Source organism: Streptomyces sp. NPDC040610, from assembly GCF_055594065.1.
Window position 1 is genome coordinate 34,490 of sequence record NZ_JBVIXA010000024.1, and the last position, 21,888, is coordinate 56,377.

17 protein-coding genes and 1 pseudogene are annotated in these 21,888 nt (G+C 70.7%); 9 read left to right on the forward strand and 9 right to left on the reverse strand.

The features are described 5' to 3' along the window. Positions 1 to 1,909 (reverse strand): tetratricopeptide repeat protein (locus ACZ6AA_RS40060; protein ID WP_471463431.1); only part of this gene is annotated, 1,909 nt, incomplete at its 3' end. Positions 1,910 to 2,119: 210 nt separating this feature from the next. Further along, entirely contained in the window at positions 2,120 to 2,416 is a 297-nt protein-coding gene (locus ACZ6AA_RS40065) for a hypothetical protein (protein ID WP_471463433.1), read from the reverse strand. 284 nt (positions 2,417 to 2,700) lie between these two features. Here ACZ6AA_RS40065 and mobF point away from each other — a divergent pair, with 284 nt between their 5' ends. Together mobF and ACZ6AA_RS40075 are read left to right on the forward strand one after the other, a co-directional pair. Then, a complete protein-coding gene (mobF, locus tag ACZ6AA_RS40070; protein WP_471463435.1) occupies positions 2,701 to 4,665 on the forward strand; it encodes a MobF family relaxase in 1,965 nt (654 codons plus the stop codon). 287 nt (positions 4,666 to 4,952) lie between these two features. Next, positions 4,953 to 5,978, forward strand: a complete 1,026-nt coding sequence (locus ACZ6AA_RS40075) for a hypothetical protein (protein WP_471463437.1) — start codon at positions 4,953 to 4,955, stop codon at positions 5,976 to 5,978. A 513-nt stretch (positions 5,979 to 6,491) separates the two neighbouring features. Here the strand turns inward: ACZ6AA_RS40075 and ACZ6AA_RS40080 are convergent. Together ACZ6AA_RS40080 and ACZ6AA_RS40085 are read right to left on the reverse strand one after the other, a co-directional pair. Then, on the reverse strand, positions 6,492 to 7,262 hold the full coding sequence (locus tag ACZ6AA_RS40080) for a hypothetical protein (RefSeq protein ID WP_471463439.1): 771 nt from the start codon (positions 7,260 to 7,262) through the stop codon (positions 6,492 to 6,494). A 454-nt stretch (positions 7,263 to 7,716) separates the two neighbouring features. Next, on the reverse strand, positions 7,717 to 8,307 hold the full coding sequence (locus tag ACZ6AA_RS40085; RefSeq protein WP_471463442.1) for a hypothetical protein: 591 nt from the start codon (positions 8,305 to 8,307) through the stop codon (positions 7,717 to 7,719). A gap of 107 nt (positions 8,308 to 8,414) precedes the next feature. Here ACZ6AA_RS40085 and ACZ6AA_RS40090 point away from each other — a divergent pair, with 107 nt between their 5' ends. The 5 genes from ACZ6AA_RS40090 to ACZ6AA_RS40110 all read left to right on the forward strand — a co-directional run bounded on the left by ACZ6AA_RS40090 (position 8,415) and on the right by ACZ6AA_RS40110 (position 11,434). Continuing rightward, positions 8,415 to 8,645, forward strand: a complete 231-nt coding sequence (locus ACZ6AA_RS40090) for a hypothetical protein (protein WP_471463444.1) — start codon at positions 8,415 to 8,417, stop codon at positions 8,643 to 8,645. Next, positions 8,642 to 8,863: a LexA family protein gene (locus ACZ6AA_RS40095; RefSeq protein ID WP_471463446.1), complete on the forward strand. Its 222-nt coding sequence runs from the start codon at positions 8,642 to 8,644 to the stop codon at positions 8,861 to 8,863. The genes ACZ6AA_RS40090 and ACZ6AA_RS40095 overlap by 4 nt, the downstream gene beginning before the upstream one ends. Positions 8,864 to 9,450: 587 nt before the next feature. Beyond that, a complete protein-coding gene (locus ACZ6AA_RS40100) occupies positions 9,451 to 10,845 on the forward strand; it encodes a replication-relaxation family protein (protein ID WP_471463448.1) in 1,395 nt (464 codons plus the stop codon). A gap of 42 nt (positions 10,846 to 10,887) precedes the next feature. Continuing rightward, complete coding sequence (locus ACZ6AA_RS40105) at positions 10,888 to 11,160, forward strand: hypothetical protein (RefSeq protein WP_471463450.1); 273 nt, start codon at positions 10,888 to 10,890, stop codon at positions 11,158 to 11,160. 46 nt (positions 11,161 to 11,206) lie between these two features. Then, a complete protein-coding gene (locus ACZ6AA_RS40110) occupies positions 11,207 to 11,434 on the forward strand; it encodes a hypothetical protein (RefSeq protein ID WP_471463452.1) in 228 nt (75 codons plus the stop codon). Positions 11,435 to 11,505: 71 nt separating this feature from the next. Here the strand turns inward: ACZ6AA_RS40110 and ACZ6AA_RS40115 are convergent, their stop codons facing one another. Then, the gene (locus tag ACZ6AA_RS40115; protein ID WP_471463454.1) at positions 11,506 to 12,474 is read right to left on the reverse strand and encodes an ATP-dependent DNA ligase; all 969 of its coding nucleotides are present in this window, start codon (positions 12,472 to 12,474) and stop codon (positions 11,506 to 11,508) included. A gap of 102 nt (positions 12,475 to 12,576) precedes the next feature. Between ACZ6AA_RS40115 and ACZ6AA_RS40120 the strand changes: the two are divergent. Together ACZ6AA_RS40120 and ACZ6AA_RS40125 are read left to right on the forward strand one after the other, a co-directional pair. After that, positions 12,577 to 12,873, forward strand: a pseudogene (locus ACZ6AA_RS40120) (transposase); the annotation flags it as partial. A gap of 135 nt (positions 12,874 to 13,008) precedes the next feature. Next, positions 13,009 to 13,347, forward strand: coding sequence for a hypothetical protein (locus ACZ6AA_RS40125; protein WP_471463456.1), 339 nt, complete (start codon positions 13,009 to 13,011; stop codon positions 13,345 to 13,347). Positions 13,348 to 13,714: 367 nt separating this feature from the next. Here the strand turns inward: ACZ6AA_RS40125 and ACZ6AA_RS40130 are convergent, their stop codons facing one another. From ACZ6AA_RS40130 to ACZ6AA_RS40145, 4 genes are all read right to left on the reverse strand, one after another. Beyond that, the gene (locus ACZ6AA_RS40130) at positions 13,715 to 15,787 is read right to left on the reverse strand and encodes a hypothetical protein (RefSeq protein ID WP_471463458.1); all 2,073 of its coding nucleotides are present in this window, start codon (positions 15,785 to 15,787) and stop codon (positions 13,715 to 13,717) included. Between the two features lie 40 nt (positions 15,788 to 15,827). Further along, positions 15,828 to 17,834: a hypothetical protein gene (locus ACZ6AA_RS40135; protein WP_471463460.1), complete on the reverse strand. Its 2,007-nt coding sequence runs from the start codon at positions 17,832 to 17,834 to the stop codon at positions 15,828 to 15,830. Continuing rightward, a complete protein-coding gene (locus ACZ6AA_RS40140) occupies positions 17,831 to 18,481 on the reverse strand; it encodes a hypothetical protein (RefSeq protein WP_471463462.1) in 651 nt (216 codons plus the stop codon). The genes ACZ6AA_RS40135 and ACZ6AA_RS40140 overlap by 4 nt, the downstream gene beginning before the upstream one ends. Positions 18,482 to 18,713: 232 nt before the next feature. Continuing rightward, entirely contained in the window at positions 18,714 to 21,233 is a 2,520-nt protein-coding gene (locus ACZ6AA_RS40145) for a helicase associated domain-containing protein (protein ID WP_471463464.1), read from the reverse strand. Positions 21,234 to 21,888 lie beyond the last annotated feature (655 nt).

Sequence of the window (21,888 nt, forward strand, 5' to 3'; positions counted from 1 at the left end):
TGCTTGCGAGGTTGTTGCGGCTGGTGAGGGTGTGGGGGTGGTCGGGGCCAAGGACTTGCTCGTGGTCGGTGAGGGTCTGCCGGTGCAGGTCGGCAGCGTCCTGGTGGCGGCCCAGCGCGTTAAGGGCGATTGCGAGGTTGTTGCGGCTGGTGAGGGTGTGGGGGTGGTCGGGGCCAAGGACTTGCTCGTGGTCGGTGAGGTTCTGCCGGTGCAGGTCGACGGCCTCCTGGTGGCGGCCCAGCGCGCGAAGGGTGCTGGCGAGGTTGTTGCGGCTGGCGAGGGTGTCGGGATGGTCGGGGCCAAGGTGGTGGGTTTCGGCGTCGTGGACACACTGACGCAGGAGGTGTTCCTCGGTCGCGGCGCCGGCGTCGCGAAGGGTGCGGGCGAGGGTGTTGAGAAGGTTGCGGGTGGTGGTGAAGTCGGTGTGGAGGGTGCGGTGGAGGAGGGGTGGGAGGTGGGGGGCGAGGAGGCGTGCGGTGGGCCAGCCCGCGCGTGCTGCCCCGACGGCGTCGTTCACGGCCGGGGTCAGGTGCGTGGCCAGGGCGGTGAGGCAGGTGGCGCGGTCGGTGCCGGGCGGTGGAGTGAGGGCGATGACGTCGTGGACGAGGGGGTGCAGGGCCACCTGCCCCACCGGGAGGGGCCCCTCGGCGGCGCCCGGGGGGATGGTGGGGGTGTTGATCAGGGCGTACTGGTGGAGTGCGGCGATGGCGGCGTCGAGTTCGGCCGCGGTGGCGCTTCGTGCGGTGGCGTCGGCAAGGAGGGCGGGGGTGAGCAGGGAGCGGGGTACGGGGGCGGGGGCGAGGAGGGACAGGAGGAACAGCACGGGTCGGCACAGGGTGTAGCCGTCGGCGTGGAGTTGGGTGAGGGAGAGGTCGAAGGTGTGGCGCACCATCCGCCGCGCCACCTCCGGGTCGGTGGCCTGCGGATGGGCGGCAGCGATGAGGTCGGTGAACTCGGTGTCCAGGGCGTGCTGGTAGGCGGTGAAGGTGCGGTGGCGGCTGGTGGGGTGGGCGAGGTAGCGGCCCGCGGCCTCGAGCGCCAGGGGCAGACCACCCAGCCGGTCGCCGAGCGCGGCCGCCTCCGCCGCCTGTCCGGCATCCGGTGCGGCATCGTGCAGCACGGAACCCGCGGCGTCGGTGGAGAGCGGTGCGAGAGGGATCATGTGGGAGCGGGGGCCCCAGGTGGCGGGGGCGCTGTCGCGGCTGGTGACCAGCAGCAGCCCGGCCCCGTCAGGGCGCAGCCAGCCCCGGTAGGAGCCTGGGGGTTCGCTTCCGGGGCCGAGGTTGCCGGGGGTGTCGACGTTGTCGATCACGATCACCCACCCCCGGACCGAGGCGAGCTGCTCCCAGATCACGTCGACGAGCGCGGCCTGTCCGCTCTGCGCGTCGTGCAGGCGGGCCTCGGGCAGTCCGAGCTTCCCGGCGATGCGGGTCAGGTCCTGGGCCAGGCGCGCGGCATCGTCCTGCCAGCGCACCCAGAACACCGCCCGCCCCTGCCCCTCGGCCTGCCGCACGGCTTCGGCGGCGAGCGTGGTCTTGCCCAGGCCGCCGGTCCCGCAGATGACGGCGAGCCCGCCGCCCCGGCCTTTCACCAGGCGGTGCAGGGCGGCCAGTTCGCTCTCGCGGCCCCGGACGGGAGCCTGGAGGACGGGCGGGCGGTAGGAGGGGTGAGCGGCCGCCGCCCGCACCCAACGCCCTCCCACCCCACCACCGGCCCCGCCGACGGAAACAGCCGCAGGCGCGGGGGCCCGCAGGGCGACCAGCGACACAGCCAGGGCGACCAAGCCCACCGTGCCACCCACGACGCTGGACACCTGATCCGCTGTCTCCAGCCCCACCCGGGCAACCGCCCACGCGACCCCACCCGCCACCGCGCCCGCGGCCACCGCCCACACCAGCCGCACAGCCATCCACGGCCACCGGCCCCGCCCGACCAACGTGCCCTCCACGCGCCCTAGCCCTCCACTGAGCTCGCCCGTCCCGGTAAACGGACTCTGCCCGCCGCACGGAACTCGCGGGCCGGGTCACTGATTTCGGTACGCGGCCGTGACACCACCGGTCCTCAAAAGGCACTCTCAACTCTCAACTTCGGACCATCGGGCCCTCAACGCCCGGCGGGTTCAGGAGCCGGTCAGGATCTCGTGGGTTCCGATCCGGTGCCACACGATGTGCGGGGCCCCGGTGACCTGCTCCCGGCCGTATGACCATGTCGCGCGCCCGTCCGGCGCCCAGGTGAGTTCGTAGACCCCCGGGGTGGAGCGGACGCGCTTGATCCGTAGCCCCGGGCGGAACTGGCGGCCGCGGCGCAGGTCGGGGACGAAGGATTCCTGGACGACGTGGCGGAAGCGCTGGCGCTGGGCTGGGGTGAGGTGTTCGAGGTCGGCGACGAAGCGGGGGAGTGTCTCGTACGTGGGCACGGTGTCCTCCGGGCAGCACGACGAAGCCCCCGGCGGTTGCCGGGGGCTGATGGGCGGTCGTCCTTTGGCGGTGCTTGTCGGCTGGTGGTGTTCGGTGATGCTCGCTGGTGTCGTTCAGGCGGTGGCCGGGGTGCTGCCGGAGGGCGATGACACTGACTCGCCGGCCGGAGCCGCTTCCCGCCTGACGGGCACCTGAGGAGAAAGTTCAGCCGCTGCTCCCGCGTGGCGGGAGCAGCGGCTGAACAGCCTTCCATTGCAGGTCAGGGTCGTGTGGCGTGGCCTTCATGATGGATATCGCGCTGATCACCGCCGGGCAGATGTACCGCTACTACCTGCGCCAGGTCGTCGTCGGAGACGGCCGTCGGCCGCCCCGCACGCCCCTGGCTCAAGCGCAGGACGAGGCCGGAGTCCCGGCCGGGCGATGGACGGGCCGGGGCCTTGCCGCCCTCGGCCTGGCGGTGGGCGACGTCGTCACCGAGGCGCAGCTGCGCAACCTCTTCGGCGAGGGCCGGCACCCGCACGCCGACCAGCTCGAGGCCGACCAACTCGCCGCCGGGAAGAAGCCCGCGGCCGCGCGCCGAGCCGGGGCACTCGGGCGGCGGGTGAAGGTCACTGGCTTCGACCTGACCTTCCGCCCGCAGCCCACCCTCACCCTCCTGTGGGCGCTCGGGGATGAGGAGACCCGGCGGGCGATCGAGGCCGCGCACGAGCGGGCTGTTACCGCCGTGCTCGCCTGGATCGAGGACGAGGCCGCGATCATCCGTACCGGCGCCCAGGGCGTCTGCAAGGTCCGCCCGGTGCACGGTCTGGTCGCCGCGCGGTTCCGCCACTACGAGGCGCGCTCGGGGATGCCGCTCCTGCACGACCATCTCCTGGTGTCCGCCAAGGCCCTGCGCCCTGACGGCAAGTGGGGCTCGGTGCACTCCGAGGTTCTGTACGAGCACGCGGTGGCCGCCTCCGCGCTCTACAACGAGGTCGTGGCCGCGGAGGTCTGCGAGGCGCTGGGACTGGCGACCGAGCCGCGCACCGTCACCCCGGGACGCCGACCGGTGATGGAGATTGCCGGGGTACCGCACGAGCTGATCCGCTGGACCTCCCAGCGCAGCGACCAGATCAGCGCCTGCCTGGGGGAGCTGGAGCACGAGTACGTCACCGCCGTCGACGACGACGGCACACCGCGGTACCTGCCCGCGGTCTCGGAGCGGGCCCGCGCCAAACTGAACCGGATAGCCGCGAAGATGACGCGCCCGCCGAAGCAGAAGCCCCGCCCGCTCGCGCAGCTGCGCGAGCGGTGGAAGACGAGCGCGATCCTCAGCTCCGGTGTCGCCGCCGACATCATCAACTCCCTCCTCGAGCACGCCCGTGCGGCAGCGGCGGCGATCCGGGCCCGGGTCGCCGCCGTGGTCGACGTCGCCCTGGCTGCCGTGGACGTCGCCGCGACGGTGTTCGTGATGAACAGCGGCGGCCGATTCCACCGCCGTCACCTGCTCGCCGAAGCCCGCCGTCACCTCGCTCTCGTCCTGCGCGGCCGCCGCCGCGAACCAGGCCTGGACGACCAAATCGTGGACGCCGCCATCTCCATGTACTGCCTGGACATCAGCGAGCCGAAGACCGTACGCGGCCTGGAGTCCGGCTACCGCCTCTACACCGCACGGTGGGCCCTGTCCGACCTCACCGACCACCGCCGTCCACCAACCCCCGCGCCCGACCCGGATCGGCAACCCCTGGCCGATCCCGGCGAGCTGGCTGCGCCCCGGCCTTTTGGCCAGGACGCGGGGGAGTGGGAGATACCCCGCGTCCCGCTGCAGTACGAGCGAGCTGTCCTCGCCGGTGCGATGGTGCGGGAGAAGCTGCGCACCGCCACCGCTGTGCGGAGCCGGGCGCACGATGTCGTCGCGCATCAGCAGGCGGCGAGGCCCGAGCAGTTGCTCGCGCCCGCGGCCGTCGACCCCGAGCACGGTGACCGGGAGCCGGAGGCCGGACACCAGGAGGCGATCGACCTGACGGCGCTGCGCGTCCTACGGGAGTCCCGCACGGACGTGGAGGCCCTCGATCTCACTGCCGAGCGGCTGCGCCACCTCCAGGACGCGTTCACCAAGGCGGCCGACGACTCCCGCGCCCGCACGGACCGCCATGCCGAACAGGACGATGCCCTCGCAGTGCACCCGGCGCGCCAGGACGACCAACGCACGTACCACCTCCAGCAGCCGGACCCACACCAAGGGCCAGAGGCCCGCCGAGGCCGCTGACCCCACCCACTGGGCGTATCGAGGAGAGCTGTCGGCGCCCTCACTCGGACGAATGAATGAGCTGCTACAGCGGCAAGCCAGCTGTGCCGGCGGGCCGCCCCCGCGGCACACTGCAGGGCGGCCCTCATCGGTGGGCCAGCATCCGCAGGGGCGCCCTCCGGCCAGACGCCCCGATGTCTTACCGCGGATGCGAAGGAGCCAGGACCCGACCCCGTGCTGCACAACGCAACCTGTTCGCACCCACCTGTGCGTACCGGGGCCGGACGGTCCACAGTTCAGGAACGCTGATGAGTCACGGAGACCTCCTCACGCAAAAGGCCCGCTACCGCTCCCGATGCACTGGCATCGGGCACCAGGCCGGCCTCCAGCACCTCCGAGCCCTCCAAGGGCACGACCCGGTCCCGGCCGCCGGCTATGACCAGGCCCGCCTGGAGGCCGCCGTGTTCGAGCGGCTGGGCGGAACGATCGACTACTGCGCCCACCCCGCCGGCGTCGCGCGCGTTCATCCCAGCGCCGACCACTTGGTCGTGGAGGTCGATCACAAGCTCGGCCCCGAGCACTCGCTGCCGGAGCACTGCCTTCAGGCCCTGCTGCCGACCCAGTACACCGGGCCTGACGAGGACGAAGGACGGGAGCCGGGCGGCATCGTCGGCGTCAGGCTCCTCGGGATCGACACAGCCGGCCTCCACCTCGGATTGGCAGGCACCGACGCTCGCGTCACCATCACAGGGCCAGCCCCCAAGCAGTGGCAGGCCATCGTCACCCAACACCGGGCCTCATGCCCTGCCCGCGACCTCCTCCCACTGTGGGACACACCCGCGTTGACCCCCTGCGAGTCCGCCTACCTGGCAGCAGACCCCACCTGGTGGAAGACGCAAGCAGACCACGCGTGGGTCGCCAGCGGCCTGCTGCGCCGCATCGCCCTCTTCCACACGGTGACCAAGCCGTACTGCCTCAAGTACTGGCCGCACGGACTGGGCTGGAAGTTCGAGCTGCGTTATGAACACGACGTTCCGATGGACCATGAGGCGTTCCTCGCGCACCTGACCCACCCGGTGTGGGGAATGCCGCTACAAGCCACTCGTGAGCACTGCGTGTGCAAGCCATGCGACTGCGACAAGGGAGCAGAGCGCAACTGCTGGTACACCCTCGACACGGGAGGAGGGCGTCGGGGCGAGATCGGCATCCACTTCCGGCGGGCCCGCGCCGACCGTGACACCGAGCATGAGTACGGGCGACTGGTCGCGGCAGGTGCTGACCCCAAGTGGCTCGCGCAGTCCCTCCCGGCCCGCCACCAGCGCTCAGCCGCCTAGACCGCGTCCCAGCACTCGGGCCCGTGCCGCACCCGATGCGGGTGGCCGGTGCGCACCGACGATGTCCGGCATCCACTCCATTGAGCGGAGTCCACCGGCTGGGAGTGGACGACATCGTGGGGGAGTGCGCGACATCGATGGCCGATGCCATGCATCCCCCGGTGCGCACCTGCCGCATTTCTCCTAGACCACGGCCCGTGTCAAGGAGTAACGAGACGGCCTTAGTCGACGCGCTCCACACGCCGACCCCCAACCGATGCGCACCATTCCCGCGCTGCCAGCCGCACCGGTGCGCACGGCCCACCGCGCACAAGCGCACCACCACACCGGTGCGCACCTCCGCGCACGGTGGCGCGGTCGGTCAGCGAAGGCCGGGTGGGGGTCTCAAGTCCGCGGTGTGGTGGAGGAACTCCTGTGGCGAGGACGTGGTCGCGTACCGAGCTGGGCAGGTGCATGCGCTCCCACTCGGCCGCGCTCTGGTCCTCTCCCGGGTCTTCGTGCTGCTCTTGATCCTCAGCGCGGCCAGGCGGCCGGAGTGCTCGGCGGCAGCGGGATCTCGTCGAGGCGCAGCCACTGTTCCTGGCCGTTCTGCTCCGGCAGGCAAAACCGCACGTCCTGCGCCTCGTCCGGCTCGTAGGGGGCATCGCCGACTGCCCGTAGCAGGGCGTGCAGCCTTGGGTGAGGGGACTGCATCGCCCGGCCGCGCACGCCCTCGGCGCGCAGGGCGGCCAGCATGAGGGAGGCGGTGTTCACCCCGGTACGCCGGTGACCGTCGGCGTGGGCGGTCGTCTCCGGGTGTTCCACGATGGAGGCCAGAGCCTCGGGGCCGGCGATGGTGTACGTCAGCACCAGGTCGCCGCGCTGCATCATCACCTGCGCCCCCGGCTCCACCAGCGAGCCGTCCTCGCCGGTCGACATGGCCACCTTGCCGACCATGGGGCCCATGCCGATCTTCCGGACCTCGTCGAACTGCTCGATCGTCGGGTCCACGAACCGCTCGGAGTCGGGGAGCACCAGGGCGCAGTGCCCGTTCCACTCGGTTCCCGTCCAGCTCGGTGTGAGTGTCCCGTAGGAAGTTCCGGTGCCGTTCTTCTTCTGGATGGCCACGGTGACCGGCAGCAGTTCGGCCCGGACTCCCAGCTGGCCGTAGGCGTTCCGCAGCGTCTGGCACGCATCGACGCAGATGTTTGCCGGAGCGCGGCCGTCGGAGAGGGCCACCCACAAGAAGGGCAGCACCAGTTCCACGATCTGGTCCGGCTTGGCGTGCTCCAGCATTCGCGCCATGTGATCCACGCTCCCCGGCAGTACTGGATCTGCCCTGCGTGGACGCGGTAAGGAGGGACGGGAGATCCGCTTCTGCGGTGTCCGGTGCTTTCTACCCCGCTTCTGCTTCGACATGGGCAGAGCCTAGAGATCTCAACCGGGCTTCCGACAGACCGCGTTGACCTGCCTGACGCGGCGACGCCGCAGGCTGTGCAGTGCATGGCGTCGCCGCGTCGAGGTTCAGGGTCGCTAGGGGCGAGCAGGCTGGTGACCTCGGCGAGCGCGGCCTCGAACCGAGGTCGGGCATCCGCGTGCACCAGGCCGGGATGCGCGGCGGCTGTGGCCCAGGACAGGTCCCGTTTCACTGAACCTTGTCCGATCTCACTGAAGTTTGACCGCTCGTCGCTTTGAGCTGGCTGCACGTCAAGTCGGGGATCGCAGACCAGGCACCCACTGCGCCCGATGGCTGGGTTGATCACCTGTGGGCGGCGTCGAAGAGGGGATCGAGTGGCTCGCCTTCGTATCCCACGACGAGACAGGCCTCGGCTACCGGTCCCCGGGAGAGCTCCGCGAGCCGGGACAGGACAGTCGTCTCGGAAGGCAGGCCGGCCGGGTCGATACCGAGGGCCTGGGCCGCACGGTCGCGTCGCTGGTCGAGGTCGGGCACGTCCTCCCGGTACTCGTCGACGACCCCCTGGAGTTCGCCAGCCGTCCGTCCGGGAGCATCCCGCCACCATGGTGCCACCAGACACAGCCGCACCAGCTCCGGTAGGCCAAGAGCGAGCAGTCCGGCCTCGCCGTCGAGGCTGACGTACACCACCGGGCGTTCCTCGCTGCCCTCGCCGACGAAGCAGAACGCGTCCCCTGAACCCGCCCGCGCGAACTGCTCCAGCCGGGCGCCGGAGGCAAGCCGGACCCCGTCCTCCAACAGGTAGTCGGCCGGGTCCGTCGCATCGAGGTCCGCGACCCCGGCAAAGAAGGCGACGACCTCCTCGTCGGTACCCAGGAGGGGCAGCAACGCGCCGGGGCGGGCCGGTATGCCAGCTGTCGGTACTGATCCGTTCACCCGGCAACCGTAGCCGGGCCCTCCGAAACAGGATGCGGCAGCTCGCCGGGAGTCCAGGCGAGGTACAGGAGTGGCTCAGAAATTCGAACACATGCTCTAATCGTTGTATGGGTGAGCACACATTCCCGGACGATCTTGTACAGGTGCAGGCAGCGTGGTTCGTGACGTACCGGCGCCTGGCGGCTTCGCCGTCGGGGACCGCGGTGTACCGGCGTCGGCTGTTGCGGCTGTCCCGGCTGATCGCGGGGCACCCGTACTGGTCCCGGGCTGGTGGCGGTCCGGCGGTGCGGCGGGCGCTGCGGGAGCAGGCGCTGACTCGCGCCGGGAGGGCGGTGTGAGCGGGTCGTTGAGTGAAAGGCAGGAGCGCATCGTCAGGTCCGCGCGTGCGTGGGTGGCCGAGCACGGTGAGGCGCCGTCGCTGCGCGAGCTCGGGGCGGCAGTGGGGTTGTCGAGTCCTTCGACGGTGCGCTACCACCTGCAGAGGATGCGGCAGCTGGGCACGGTCGTGGAGACGCGAGGCCGCCGTAGCGACCGGTGCCCGCACTGCGGGCGGTGAGCCCCGGCCGACGCTGACACGAGGGCGGGGCGCCCCGAAGGCGTCGGCGCGACCGGTGCCGTCGGACAAGGTCGGCCCGACCACGCCCCCTTTTCCAGATCGGCTACCACCCCGACCACTGCCGCGTTTCGCCTTGACCACGCTCGCTACAGGCGGCCGTCAGACCGCGGACAAGGGGGTTCCCTGCACGCTGCTTCCTCGATCACCGCCTGCCCGAGGGCGGCCCGAAGCGAAGGAACCTCCGCGATGACCACGCACCGACCACCGGCAGGCGCCTGGTGCACCCGCCCCGACCGTGAGCTCGCCCGGCACCGGGCAAGCCGCCCCGGCTCCCTGCGGTGTGCACTTGGGATGTCACTGCGGGACCCACTTTGGTGTCCGGCACCGAGCGGGACGGAAAGACCGCAGGCCACCACCCAGATACGGTCGCCCGCCGCATCGTCACAGCCCTCTGCTCTCCTCCTGAACTTGGGAGGGATGTCGGTGGAGGAGGAGAGCATCGGGTCCGGGGGCCGGATGCCCTCTGTAGCCGGGCCCGGCTGGCGCGCGGCGGGTGGCCGCGCGCGAGCAGCGGGGGAGCGGAGCTGATGGCGGGGAAGCGGAAGATGAACCCGGCGGGGTCGACGAACAGCCTGCGTGGTGACGTGCTGCGCGTGCTCGGTGTGCTGAAGGTCGCGACGGTCGAGCAGATCCAGCAGATCTCGGCCCCGCACATGAGCTACCGGCACACGGACAAGGACCAGCCCTCGGCGCGGAAGCAGGCCCGCACCGCCGCGCACCTCGGGGCGCTCTCCGACCTCCGTAAGCACGGCCTGGTGGAGAACGGCGGGAGAACCTTGAGAGGGGAGACCCTGCGCAACCTGACGCCCATGGGCCTGAAGGGCGCCTCCTACGAACTGGGCCGTCCGATGGGGGAGATGGGCGGCACGGCCCGTGGCGCGGGCCGCAGCGGTGCCTCCCACGCGATGGCGGTCAACGACACCGTGCTCGCCCTGCTGCGCCCGAAGCCGGACCTGTCCCTGCTCGAGGGCGAGCCGGCCGAAGCCCTCGCCGCCGCGCAGGCCGCCGCCGACGCTCCGGCCGGGCTGGGCACCATCGCCTCCTACGCGACCGAGGTCGCGCTGCCCGCGACGGGCACCTGGTCCAATCCCGGCAAGGGCGGCGCCCAGGCGGACATCGTGCTCACCGCGCCCGAGGACGGGGTGCCGCTGCTGTTCGTGGAGGTCGACAACTGCTACGAGTCCGCGCAGGAGCTCGCAGCGAAGATCGACAAGTACGTGCGGTTCTGCGGGCGGAAGGTGAAGGACGCCGACGGCAGGGAGAGGCCGATGTGGCGCACCCGCTGGTGGACGCCCGACGGCCGCCACGGCGATCAGCCGCACCCGCCGCTGCTGCTCGTCTTCAACCGTGTCGGCCCGCGCAACCCCGACACCGTCATCGCACGGCTGGCCGAGCTGACCCGACCGCAGTGGAAGGGCACCGCCCTCGACGGCTTCCACCTGTACGACGGCAAGCTGCCCATCGTGGTCACCAGCTTGGAACTGCTGAAGGAGCACGGTCCGGCCGGGGCGATTTTCCGGCGTTTGGGCCGCTCGCGCAGCCAGACGCTCCTGGAGGCCATCGGCAACCCCCGCCGCGAGGCCCATGACGCCCGTCGGCGGGCCGAGTACGAAGCCCGCGAGCGGGAGCGCGAGCAGGAGCGGCGCCGCGCGGCCGAGCAGAGGCAGGCCGAGCGGGAAGCCAGCCGCCCCGTGTGCACCGGCTGCGGCACCCGATTCACCGACGAACGGTGGGAGGCCATCGAGCCCACCGGGTGGGACGCGCCACGGGAGACGCACCCTCACCTGTGCGACGCCTGCAAACAGCGAGCGGTCGCCGCCGAACGCCCAGCAGAGCACACGGGGCACGAAGCCCAGAAGCACGACCAGGACGTGCCCGCGCAGAAGACCCGCGGCACCTGGCGCTCCCGCTTCCGCAGCTGACCGACCGGTCCCGCTGTCAGAGGCGCCTGCAAGGCTGAACGGATGGACCGAGATGACGAGCAGCTGCTGCGCCGCCGGGTCTACGGCGCCGACCACGACCACCCGGGCCCGCGGCCGGACCGGCGCTACGCCGAGCTGGTCGGCGGACCGCTGGACGGCCTGCTGCTCGACATCACCGACTGGACGCAGGACGAAGGCGACACCGGGGTCGCGCTCTCCACCGAGCTGGGGCAGTTCGGCGTCGGCGGCCGTGCGATGTACGACCCGCGCCCAGGAGATCCGGTCCGCTTCGACTGGGTCGGTGACACTCCCTGACCGCGGCTGCCTCGCCCCTCGAACCGGCCCGGGGCACGCTTAAGGCGTGACGAGCGCACCGATCATCGTGCACCGGCCCTCCCGCACGGGTGGCCGGAGAGTCACTGTGCACGGCCACGGCCGGGACGAGATCCTCGGCACCGCCTACAGCGACCACGACCTGGTCGTGTTCCTCGAAGGCGCTGGCGTCGCCGACCCCGAGACCCTCCTGGACGACCCGCAGTGGGTGGAATGGCGCGGTGGCCCCGCCCACGAGTTCAGCCCTCTGCTGTAGGGCGGGTACTTGCTACCGCGCGCGTACGTGGACGGGTGGCCGTGCTGGCAGGCCGTGTTGGCCGGCGCGGGTCACTGGTCGAACAGCGGCAGATGCTGGGGACCGATGTCGGTGCGGACACGGTGGGGCCGGGCCGGGTGCCGCCACCGTCCGGCGCTGTCCCGCGCGGTGTCGACGGCGATCTCCATGACGGTGTCGGGCTGCACCAGGTGGATATCGAGTGCCTGCTGCGTTCCCCACCCTGCGCTGAACGTCCAGCCCTCCCAGGGATGGGGGCCCGAAGGCGGGTTCAGCCGTTCGGCCAGGGCGCGGCCGGCGGGCTGGGACAGTGTGGTGCTGCGGCCGGCGTACCGCAGATGGCCCCCTGCGTCGTAGCGGCCCAGCAACAGCGTCCGGGGAGCCGCGAGAGGGCCGGCGACAGCACCGATCACAGCCTCGGTGGTGACTCGCACCTTGTACTTGCGCCATGAACGCACAGGTCGGTAGGGCTCGTTCAGCCGCTTGAAGCACAGGCCCTCCAGCCCTGCCGCCGTCCACGACAGCCACTGCTCTGCCATGGCCGGGTCGGTGGTCGACGGGCACAGGGTCAGCGGCGCTGCCAGACCGCGGTCCGCGAACAGCTCCTCCAGCGCCGCACGCCGCCGCTCGTATGTCCAGCCGGTCATGTTGTCGTCCGCGTGCACCAGATCGAAGACCACGTAGTGCGCCGGCCAGTGCCGTGCCGCCTCGGCCGCACCCGTCCCGCGGCGGGCGAGGCGCTGCTGGAGCCGGTCGAAGGCGAGCCGGCCGGACTCCCACACCACCAGTTCGCCGTCCAGGCCGGTGCCCGCGGGCAGCTGTGCGAGGGCGGCGGCTCGGATCTCGGGGAACGCGGGCGTCATGTCCGTCCCCCGGCGGGAGCGCAGCAGCACCCGTCCGTTCTCGTATAGGGCGAGCTGGGCACGGTAGCCGTCCCACTTCGGCTCGGCGGCGTACCCCGGGGGCAGCGCGGGGCTCTCGACGGCCACCGTGAGCATCGGTTCGGGCAAGGACCAGGTCATGCGGTGATGCCTTCCACGCTGCGGGGCAGATACAGCGCACCAGCGCCAGGCCGTGGGGCGTCTGGATCGCGCGGCAGCGCCGTCTCCGTCGCTGCCGGCGACTGCCCCGAACTGGCCGCGCTGACCAGACACGTCCGCTCCTTTGCGACCATGCTCGCCCACCGTCAGGGGGAGAACTTGGCGGACTGGATCGCCGCAGTGCACGCGGACGATCTGCCCAGCCTTCACCGGTTCGCATCCCACCTCGAACGCGACCTCGACGCCGCCATCGCCGGGCTCACCCTGCCTTGGAACTCCGGCGTCGTCGAAGGCCACGTCAACCGCATCAAGATGCTCAAACGCCAGATGTTCGGCCGGGCCAGCTTCGCCCTCCTCCGCCGCCGAGTCCTCCTCGCCTGAAGAACTTGTCCGATCAGAGCCTTGGGTCTCAACAGATCTTCTGCCGCCTCGGAACCAGGCGAGCAGGAAACCACGGAGGTGAATGACTCCATCCGGCCCACGGGTAAGCAACAACCAGTACCAAAGGGGGCGGTCATGGCAGATACCTGGACCGTTGTTGCCGCAGTTTCCGGAGTTCTGGGCAACGTCACGGCCATTGTTGTTTCCATCGCGAGTATCCGGCGAGCGGATGCAGCACTCGTCCAAGCGAGGGACATCGCGGCTCAGCACCTCGCTGCGCAAGACAACTTCGACGGGGCGGCCGCCTGCATCGCCTGGCGCGAACAGGTCATCGCGCTGCACGACCGCGGCCTGACCCCTGACCAGATACGGCGGATCATGCTCCTCGAACCCGGCGGCGAAGGGTACGAGTCAGGTATGGGCCGCATCGACGACATCCTCCGTGACGTACCACGACTCCCTTATAGCTCTTGAAAGCGCAGTCGTCACGGGCCCCCGAAATCTGGGCGGACCCGCTCTATCAGATCAGCCCACCTTTATCGGTATGGCGGACAAGGTACTGATGAGGACGATGAGAGCACTAGCTCGGCGACCAGGCATCTGCCAGCGCAGCGTCACACTCCACAGAACGAGAGCCAGAGCCCGCACTGAGATACAAAGCCACAGGTTCGAGCGGAAGTGCGGCATCGCGCTGGCCGGTCCTCCCAGGAAGGAACCCCGAAGGCGACTGGAGCGCCGTGCACGCCATCATCGCCACTGTCCTCCACGCCTTCGACCCGCCTAGACCTGACCCGGTCCCGGCCGTTCGAGGCGTCAACAGGGTGACCGGCCCGAGGAAGGGTCAGGTGGTGACGCGGGGCATACGCAGTGCGGACGGGGTCGGGCGCCCGATCGGCAGGATGCCGACCACGATGAGTCGGGGTACCTCGGTGGCGCTGCGCGCGTGGTGGATGATCCAGACGCTGTCCTCGATGCTCCGGTAGCCGCTGGCGTGACCGCTGTCGTCCCCGACCAGGAGCACGCCGAAGGGAGGGCCGGTGGCGGTGTAGTTGGCGGCCTGCGCGAGGTAGCTCTTCTTGATGCGTTCGCGTGTCCATCTGGTGTCGCGGCGTTTGACCTCGGCAACGAAGCGGCTGCCGGGTTCGGGGGTGTAGGTGACGTCGGTGCGTCCGCTGGCGACGTCGATGAGTTCGCGCTGCACGGTGCCGGGGGTGAGTGTGCCGGCGAGGTGCTGGTGGAGGTCGTCCTGGACGTGCTTCTCGTCCCAGTGGTCGGAGCTGCCGTCGGGCTTCTTGTCGGGGCAGGGGCCGAGGTAGGCGGTGCGGGCGCCGTAGTAGTCGGCCTGGGCGTCGAAGCGGTCGTAGAGGAATCGCAGGAACTGCTCCAGCAGGGTGGTGAAGTAGGAGCTGTCGCGCTGCGTCCAGGCGGGGCTGGTGGCCAGCTCCTCGAGCAGGGATTCCAGGTGGGCGTCGAAGCGGGCGTTGCCGGTGGGGGTGTAGCCCTTGGACTGCTGCTGCAAGAGCTGCTCGATCTGATCCAGGAGCTGCGGGTCGAGGTCGTCACGCAGTCCCGGGGCGTCAGCCTGGAAGAGCCCGGCGAGCGTGGGGCGGCCCTCCAGGGCTTTTCCCGGCATCACCTGCCCGGTCGACGAAGGTGCCCGCCGCTGGGCCTGGACGACCTCGTACAGCGTCCGTGCGTCGGGGGAGCCGGTGAACTGCGGGTCGGTAGTGAGGGCCTGTTCGAGGTGGTGCAGCAGGCCGTCGCTGCGTACGAACGCGGCTTCCACCGGTGGGCTCACCAGTGCCGTCAGGCCGCCGGATCCGTCGGCCCGGGCGGTGTGGATGCTGCGGCTGGCGACGTAGACGTCCAGCAGGTCGCCGAGGGTGCCAGCCGGGTCGTACCAGCTGGGTTGGTCCAGGTGGGTGCGGGCGGTCTGGAGCGAGGTGACGAGCCGGGACCAGGCGCTCTGCGCAAGTCCGCGGGCGCTGAGCCAGTCCAGCCGGTGCATACCGCGGGTCCACTCGGTCAGCAGAGTGGTCGTGGCATCCAGTTGGGCGGCGGCCTGGGCCAGGCGCTGCTCGGCGGGTGCGGCTGTCGCGGGCTGCTGGTCGAGTTCACCGAAGGCGAGGACCGCGTCGACGGCGGCGGCGTGGGCGCGGGCGTCGAGTCGGGCCTCGTGGGTGCGGTCGATGTCCTTGAACCGCATCAGGGCCCGGCGCAGATGGTCTTCGACGGCCGAGCGGTCGGATGCCTCCAGCGCGCTGCGCATGTCCGCGACGGCCAGTTCGAAGGTGGCGTCTGCCCGGGTGCCCGCAGGGAGATCGGTCTGGTTCTCCAGTGCGCTCAGGACATCGAGCAGGGCGTCGCCGCCGAAGTGGTCGTGGGCGACGCCGACCAGAATCGGCAGGCGCTCCAGGGCCTCGGACGGCTCGTCCCCAGTGATCTCGGCGAGCAACGCCATGAGGCGGTGCGGGGTGGCCGTCTGCGCGACGGCCAGGCGCAGCAGTCCGGCGACGGCCGGCTGGGCGAGAGCGGCATCGGCGTCGCCGGCGAGCGCGGCCTCCACGTGTGCGGCAAGATCCCGGACGGTGCGGGTGCCGAGGCGGGTGGCAAGCGCCGGATGGGCGCACACCACGTCGATCGCGTCGGCCAGGACCCAGGCGGCCTGGGGGTTCCGCAGCCCCTGGGCCGCGGCGTCAAGCAACCGCCGGGCCTGGTCACCGTCCACGGCGTCGAGGTCGCGGCAGAGTGCCATGAGCAGATAGGGCAGGAGTGGACCGGCAGCGAGCTGGTCGGCCTCCGCGATCACCGCCTCGGCACCGCCGAGGTCCGCGATCGAAGGCCCGGCGTCCAGCTCGTCGTCGGTAGCGCGGCTGGCCCAGGCCTGGAGCATCTGGTCCACGCTTGGGGCCACAGTCCTCTCCTTGTCGCCGGCCAGTTCGGGAACGAGCAGCTTAGAACAGGTGTTCACCGTCGCTGGTGATGAGGTGGTCCTTCGGCAGGGCGTCGACGAGCTCGGGCTGCGCCGTGGTGAGAACGACCTGCAGCTCGGGAAGTTCTGCGGCGATGGCCTGCAGCTCGGCGATCAGGGTGCGGGCGGGCACCTCGGTGACCTCTTCGGCGGCGACCGAGTCGATCAGAAGGAGGCCGGGGTGCGTGGCCACGCCACGGTCAGCACTCACACGCAGCAGCGCGATGACGGTCGCGATCCGCATGCGGAGCCGGTCGCCACGGCTGAGCCTCTTGAACGTGGTCTTCACCCCAGCCTTGACGGCGTTGACCTTGCCGGCGCGGTCGAGTTTGACGCTGTCGAGGTTCTGCACGCCGAACCGTGTGGCGAGCTCGACGATCGCTTCGTTCATCGCCGGGAACAGCTGCTTCGCCGCAGCGTCGACGGCCGCGCGGACAGCTTCCTCGGCGGCGGCCAGGACCTGGGCGGACACCGGGACCGGCGGAGCCGGGGGCGTCGATCCGGTCGCCTCGAGCCGTCCGCGGAGTTCGGCCGCCCGGATCTCCAGGTCACGCAGCCGGTCGTGGGCCTGCGAGGTGGCAAGTCCCTGCTCCAGGCTGGCCGCCGCCTCGCGATGGTCGGCCAGAGCACTCTGCACCACCTCCACCGCCCTCAGCCGCCGGTCGGTTGCCTCCCTCTCGGCATCCTGGGCTCGCTCCAGGGTCTGCTCCAGCTCCGCCAGCAGCGCTTCAGCGGTCTCCGGGTCGACCTCGGGCAGCGGCCGCGTGCACACCACACAATTCGCCTGCTCGCGCTCCTCGCTGCGCCGCACACTGCCCAGCGGCTCCTCACACCGCGGACAGCACACCGGGTCAAGCCGTCCCAGGACTCGCCGGGCCTGCCACGTCTCCCGGGCATCCAGTAGCCCCTGCTCCGCGCGCATCCGGGCGGCGGACACCTCCGTGAGCGTCTGCTCGGCCTCCTCCAACAGCGCCCGCATGCCGCGCAGCTCCGTCGCAGCCTGGTCGGCGGCCCGCAGGAGCGGGGAGATGTCTTGGGCAGCCGTCCGGCGCCACGCCTCGATCTGCCTAGTCACGTCGGCGAGTTCGGTCTGCCACGCCTCGCGCTCGGTCCGGCGGGCTTCCGCGTCCCCTTCCGCCCGACGCTGCCCCTGGGTGATCGTCTTCTTCTCCCGCTTCCCGGCGACGGACAGCTGGGTGAGGGCCGTGCTGTACGGGATGTCGACGAACAGCTCCATGAGCCGCCCGGGCAGGCCACCGGCGACATCGCCGAGCAGGATCTCGTCCCCACCGGGATTGAGGTAGCAGGCCCCGAAGTACGACGCCCACCCGTGGACCTGCGGGGCCCCCTCGCCGTCGGCGCCGCCGGTCACCTGCCACAGGTTGGTGTGCTCCATACGCAGCGCGTCCAGGAAGAACTCACCGATACACCGGCTCACCTCCTCGTTGCCGGACGCTGTCGCCAGCAGACGAAGCGCTTCGTCGTCTGCGGCAAGCAGCTGGTCGACGGACTCCCCGGCGAGGATCCGGCCCCGCAACTGGGGGTGCGCTTGGTAATCGACGTCCAAGACAATGCGGATCGCCCGGCCAGCCACAGCGATGTCCACGCTCAGATGCCGCAGCCACGATCGGACATCGGGCGGCAGATCGCGCGGCCCGCCGCGCAACGGGAAGACGAGGAACTCCAGCAGGCTGGTCTTCCCGGCGCTGTTGTCCGGGTGGACGATCGCCCACACCCCTGGAGTGAAGGGCTGCTCCACGGTGAAGTCGTCGCCCGAGTGCTTCGTGCCGCTGGCGCGCAGCCGGATGATGCGCAGCCGCCGGTCGGCGGCAGTCGGGCTCTTCAGGGTGATGTTCGCCTCGGCCAGAGTCCGCTCGACCTGAACCGGCGTCAGCCCCAGCTTCTCCGCGACCTCCTTCAGGATGTCGCTGGCGCTCGGGGCGACGGTCAGGTCCTTCGCGTCTGAGCGGGCCGGGCCGGGCGAGGTCATGAAGCCTCCTGGTCAGTGTCGCCCGTGGCTCCCGGGCCTGGTGCCGCTTGAAGTTCGCGCAGCCGCTCGCGGGCCTGCTCGGTGATGGGGCCGATGTGCTGGCCCCAGGGGGTGTCGGCGTAGTCCCGCAGCAGGTACTGCCGGTCCTTTAGCTGTGTGCCGCCGAGACCGTCGACCAGGTCCACGACCAGGCGGGTGCGCTCGACGTACCAGGCCAGCGCGGGCGCCTCGGCGACCATCGACTGCGCCACCTGCCGGCCCCGCTCCAGCAGGAAGTAGATGTGCTCCACCACGCGCTCACGCCCGAGGACTTGCGTCTTGCGCAGCAGCCCCCGTTCCACCAGCGGCGCCAGAGCGTCATCGAGCTCCTCGAAGGCGCCGTACTTGTAACGCAGCATCGGGAAGCGCCGCAGATCCGGTTCCTCCGACTCCAGAATCTCTGCGGCAAGCTCCAGCAGCCGAGGAACGTCCGGAGCGGCCACGTACTCGTTCATCAGCTCGTAGGCCAGGTAGTCAGGATTGCGGACCCAGAAGTCGAGCTTCTGCAGCCGCACCTGGGTGTGGACCACCCCGACGGTCGCCGGCGGCACCGACTCGCCTTCGGCCGCCAGCTTTGCGGCGGCGTCGATCAGCAACAGCAGCCGCACCGAATCCTGCCAGCGAGTGGCCCGACGTACTCCTGCGGATCCGACCATCACGCTCCCCTGGATCGGCACACACCCTGGGTCCTGAACAACATCCTGACAGTGTGTTGAGGTGAGTGGGGAGAAGTCGGCGCGAATCGGCGCACCAAAGTCGCGCCGTTCGCCAGAGCCTGACCAGCGGGCTAACTGGTCCAGGTCTTGATCGAGCAGACCGCGGTGACGACGACGCCCACCATCAGGACCACCGCATCCCGATCGCGGACAGCAGCTCCATCCGCTCCGGCGTCAGCGTCGCCGCCCTGCTCCGCTGGTTCCCGATCCAGGCACCCAGCTTGTGCTCCCGCTCCTCCTGGCCCTCGCCGACGATCCGCTCAACCCACTTCCTGGGGACCTGAAGGTGCCCCTCACGCTCGTAGAACTGCTTGGCGGCCTCGTAGTTCATCGCCCACTTGTCGGCCTGCGTACGACGCGGGGGAGGCTTCTCGTCCTCGGCCGCGGGCTCGATCCCGAGGACCTGCTCACACAGCCACTGCTGCACAGCGGTGAGCTTGTCCCAGCCGAGCCGGACCGAGCGCACCCACCGGCCAAGGTCCACGCCCTGGTGCACGACGTCGCCGGGCGCGGTCGGCAGCGGGCAGCCGGTCTCCAGGTGGAGCCGGACGAGGTGGAAGGCGCGCTGCCATTCCACCGGCCAGGCCGGGCACCACGACGGGTCGATGTCCTCCAACTGCTCGCGCCGCTCACCCGACAGTGCACCGGCCGACGACTCCACCGACAGGCCCTCGGCACGCCGCTGCTCGTTGTCCTGCGCCCTCCGGGCGGCGGCCCGCGCGTTCTTCAACCAGATCCCCACCCGGTAGCCCTGGAACGTGGCGTCCAGCGGCGCCAGGAGGTGCCCGTGTTCGGCCGCCCACCCGCGCGCGGCCGCGAGGCCCTCCTCCCACGCGACGTCGAAGTGCGACCACACCATGCCCAGCTTCTCCAACTGCTCGATGCGGTCCTCGTCCATATCACCGCGGGCACAGAACCGGCGGGCGTCGGCGATCCACTGCCCGAGGGGGAAGTCGGCGAGCGAGGCCGGCCACCCTTCGGCCTTCACCGCCTGGTCATCGCCACCGGGCACTCGGTACGTGAACGGGACCTTGAGGTCGCCGTGCTCGCGGGCGTAGATGACCGCGGCCTCCACCCCGCGCCGCCAGTGCTCGTGCTCTGGGTTGAGGACCCGCAGGTTGATGAACGCGGCCAACTGCGCCGGGTCGCGCGGCGTGCTGAACTTCAGCAGCTTCCGCGCGGACGCAGACGGCCCGCCGGACCCGTTCCCCTCACCCCGGTTCTCCAGGCCCTGCGGGCCTTTCTGAACGGGCTTGTAGGCGCTGGGGGCCTGCTGCTGCGCCAACTGCTCCACCACCCGGGCGTCGTGCGCCCTGAGCGCCTCCAGCAGCTTCGCCAACCCGCCGAACGCCCTGGAGGTGAGCATGTTGTCCGCCGTCTCGCCCGGCCCGAGCAGCACCGGCACGACCAGGCTGGCCACCTTCCCCTCGCCCGGCTGCATCCGCAGCGCACGGCCCACTGCCTGGACGAGGTCGGGCATCGAGCCGCGGACGTCGGCCCAGTAGACGGAGTCGCAGTTCTTGGTGTCCACGCCCTCGCCCAGCACCTTCACCGAGCCCAGGAAGCCCTTCTCCACGACTGTGCCGTCCGTGGCGATCCCGTCCGCGAACTCCCCGAGGACCCGGCGCCGGTGGCTGGGCTTGTGCTCGCCACACAGCCAGTCCGCCCAGATCGTCCTCGGGTACGGCTCGGGGTCGGCGGCGTGCAGCTGCGCGGCGACGCCGGGGAGGCCGGCCGCGAACGCCTCGGCCTCCTTCACGACGTGGTGGAAGACGAGCGTGCGCCGGAACCCTTCCTCCGAGGACGCCTTGAGCAGGGCGGTCTGGAGGGCTGCGAGTCGGGCCCCGCGGACCTCGTCCGAGCGGCCCTCAGCGCCCAGGAGCTGCGCGGCCTGGAGCTGGGTGTCGGTGATGTCCACGCACACCACCTGGTACGGCGCGCAGATTCCCCGGTCGATCGCCTCCGACAGCGTCAGCGTGTAGCAGCGGGCGCCGAACGGCCCGTCCGGGTCGTCCTCCATCGAGGCGACCAGCTCGCCCGGCGCGCCCTCGGCATCCTCGTCCAGCTGCCACAGGCGCGGCGTGGCGGTCATGTAGAGGCGGCGCAGGGACGGGATGCGGGTGTTGTCGTGGACGACCGCCCACGGCTTGCCTACCCGCCCCGACGTCCGGTGCGCCTCATCGACCACGGTCAGGTCCCAGCCCGGAAGGCCTGCCTGGTGCGCGCGCTCCAGTGTGCCGAGCCCGAGGGAGGCGTACGTGGCGAACACGGTGACCTTGTCGAACGGCCGCACCCAGTCGACCAATTCCTCCTCGTCCGTGGTGTTGGGGAAGGGCACGTCCTCGCCCCGCAGAGATGAGACCCCGATCATCGGGCCCGTGCGGCCTGCCTTGCGCCACACGGCCGCGGTCTGGGCGAGCAGGTCCAGCGAGGGCACGAGCACCTGTACACGGCCTGCACGGAGCTTCTCAGCGCTGCGGGCCGCAACCCAGGTCTTGCCGGAGCCGGTGGCCATGATCACCTGAGTCCGAAGCCCTCGCTCAGGCACAAGTGATCTTGCAGGCAACTCGAGGACACGGACAACCGCGTCAACGGCTTCGTGCTGCGCCGCCTCACGTGGATCGGTTCGGCTTGTGGTCGACATATCCGTCTGCCTTCTCTTGTGACTCTCGGCTGGGCAGGAAACGGGAAACCTTCACGTAGAAGGCGCATGATCGGTTACGGCGAACCTCACCGGAGCCGGATCACAGCATTGGACCAGGAGCGGGCGAGCGTGATCGAAAACCGGCCCATCTCCCTTGGTGTTACTGCTATCTGAGTCCAGAGTCTATCTCGTGCTTCAAAATGAAGCACTCGGAACCCAAAAGATCCCCGGGGTGCGGCTAAACTTTGTTACTGTCGCCTTATGGCCACCCGCGAAAGCAGCCTGACGCCCGGTCATATCGACTCCGGGCCCCTCTGTTCCAGTCTGTCATTCTCCTGACTGTCTGCCCCCTCCCACCACTGCTTGGCCCTCAAGCCCCCAGGCATGCCGCGCAGAGCACGCCACCCCTGGCTGCTGGTGCGTTTTTGTGTGGCTGGAGCGCAGCGGAGGCCACGGGTCGGCCGGAGGCCGGCCCCGGTCCGCAACGCGGGCCGGATTCCCTGCTGTTGGTGGTGCGCGCGCAGCACGTGCCACCGGGCGGTTCGCGGAGCGAACCGCTTCCGCTCACGCGGAGCGGGAGCGGCCGGGGCGCGCAGCGACCCGGCTCGCTGCTTCGCGCGCAGCGCGAAGGGAACCAGTTCTCGGGGGATCGGAA

Coding starts and splice junctions, on each gene's coding strand:
- ACZ6AA_RS40145 (WP_471463464.1), bottom strand. CDS start 21,233: ATGTCGACCACAAGCCGAACCGATCCACGTGAGGCGGCGCAGCACGAA.
- ACZ6AA_RS40115 (WP_471463454.1), bottom strand. CDS start 12,474: ATGACCTGGTCCTTGCCCGAACCGATGCTCACGGTGGCCGTCGAGAGC.
- ACZ6AA_RS40075 (WP_471463437.1), top strand. CDS start 4,953: ATGAGTCACGGAGACCTCCTCACGCAAAAGGCCCGCTACCGCTCCCGA.
- ACZ6AA_RS40125 (WP_471463456.1), top strand. CDS start 13,009: ATGGCAGATACCTGGACCGTTGTTGCCGCAGTTTCCGGAGTTCTGGGC.
- ACZ6AA_RS40135 (WP_471463460.1), bottom strand. CDS start 17,834: ATGACCTCGCCCGGCCCGGCCCGCTCAGACGCGAAGGACCTGACCGTC.
- ACZ6AA_RS40090 (WP_471463444.1), top strand. CDS start 8,415: ATGGGTGAGCACACATTCCCGGACGATCTTGTACAGGTGCAGGCAGCG.
- ACZ6AA_RS40105 (WP_471463450.1), top strand. CDS start 10,888: ATGGACCGAGATGACGAGCAGCTGCTGCGCCGCCGGGTCTACGGCGCC.
- ACZ6AA_RS40100 (WP_471463448.1), top strand. CDS start 9,451: ATGGCGGGGAAGCGGAAGATGAACCCGGCGGGGTCGACGAACAGCCTG.
- mobF (WP_471463435.1), top strand. CDS start 2,701: ATGATGGATATCGCGCTGATCACCGCCGGGCAGATGTACCGCTACTAC.
- ACZ6AA_RS40080 (WP_471463439.1), bottom strand. CDS start 7,262: ATGGCGCGAATGCTGGAGCACGCCAAGCCGGACCAGATCGTGGAACTG.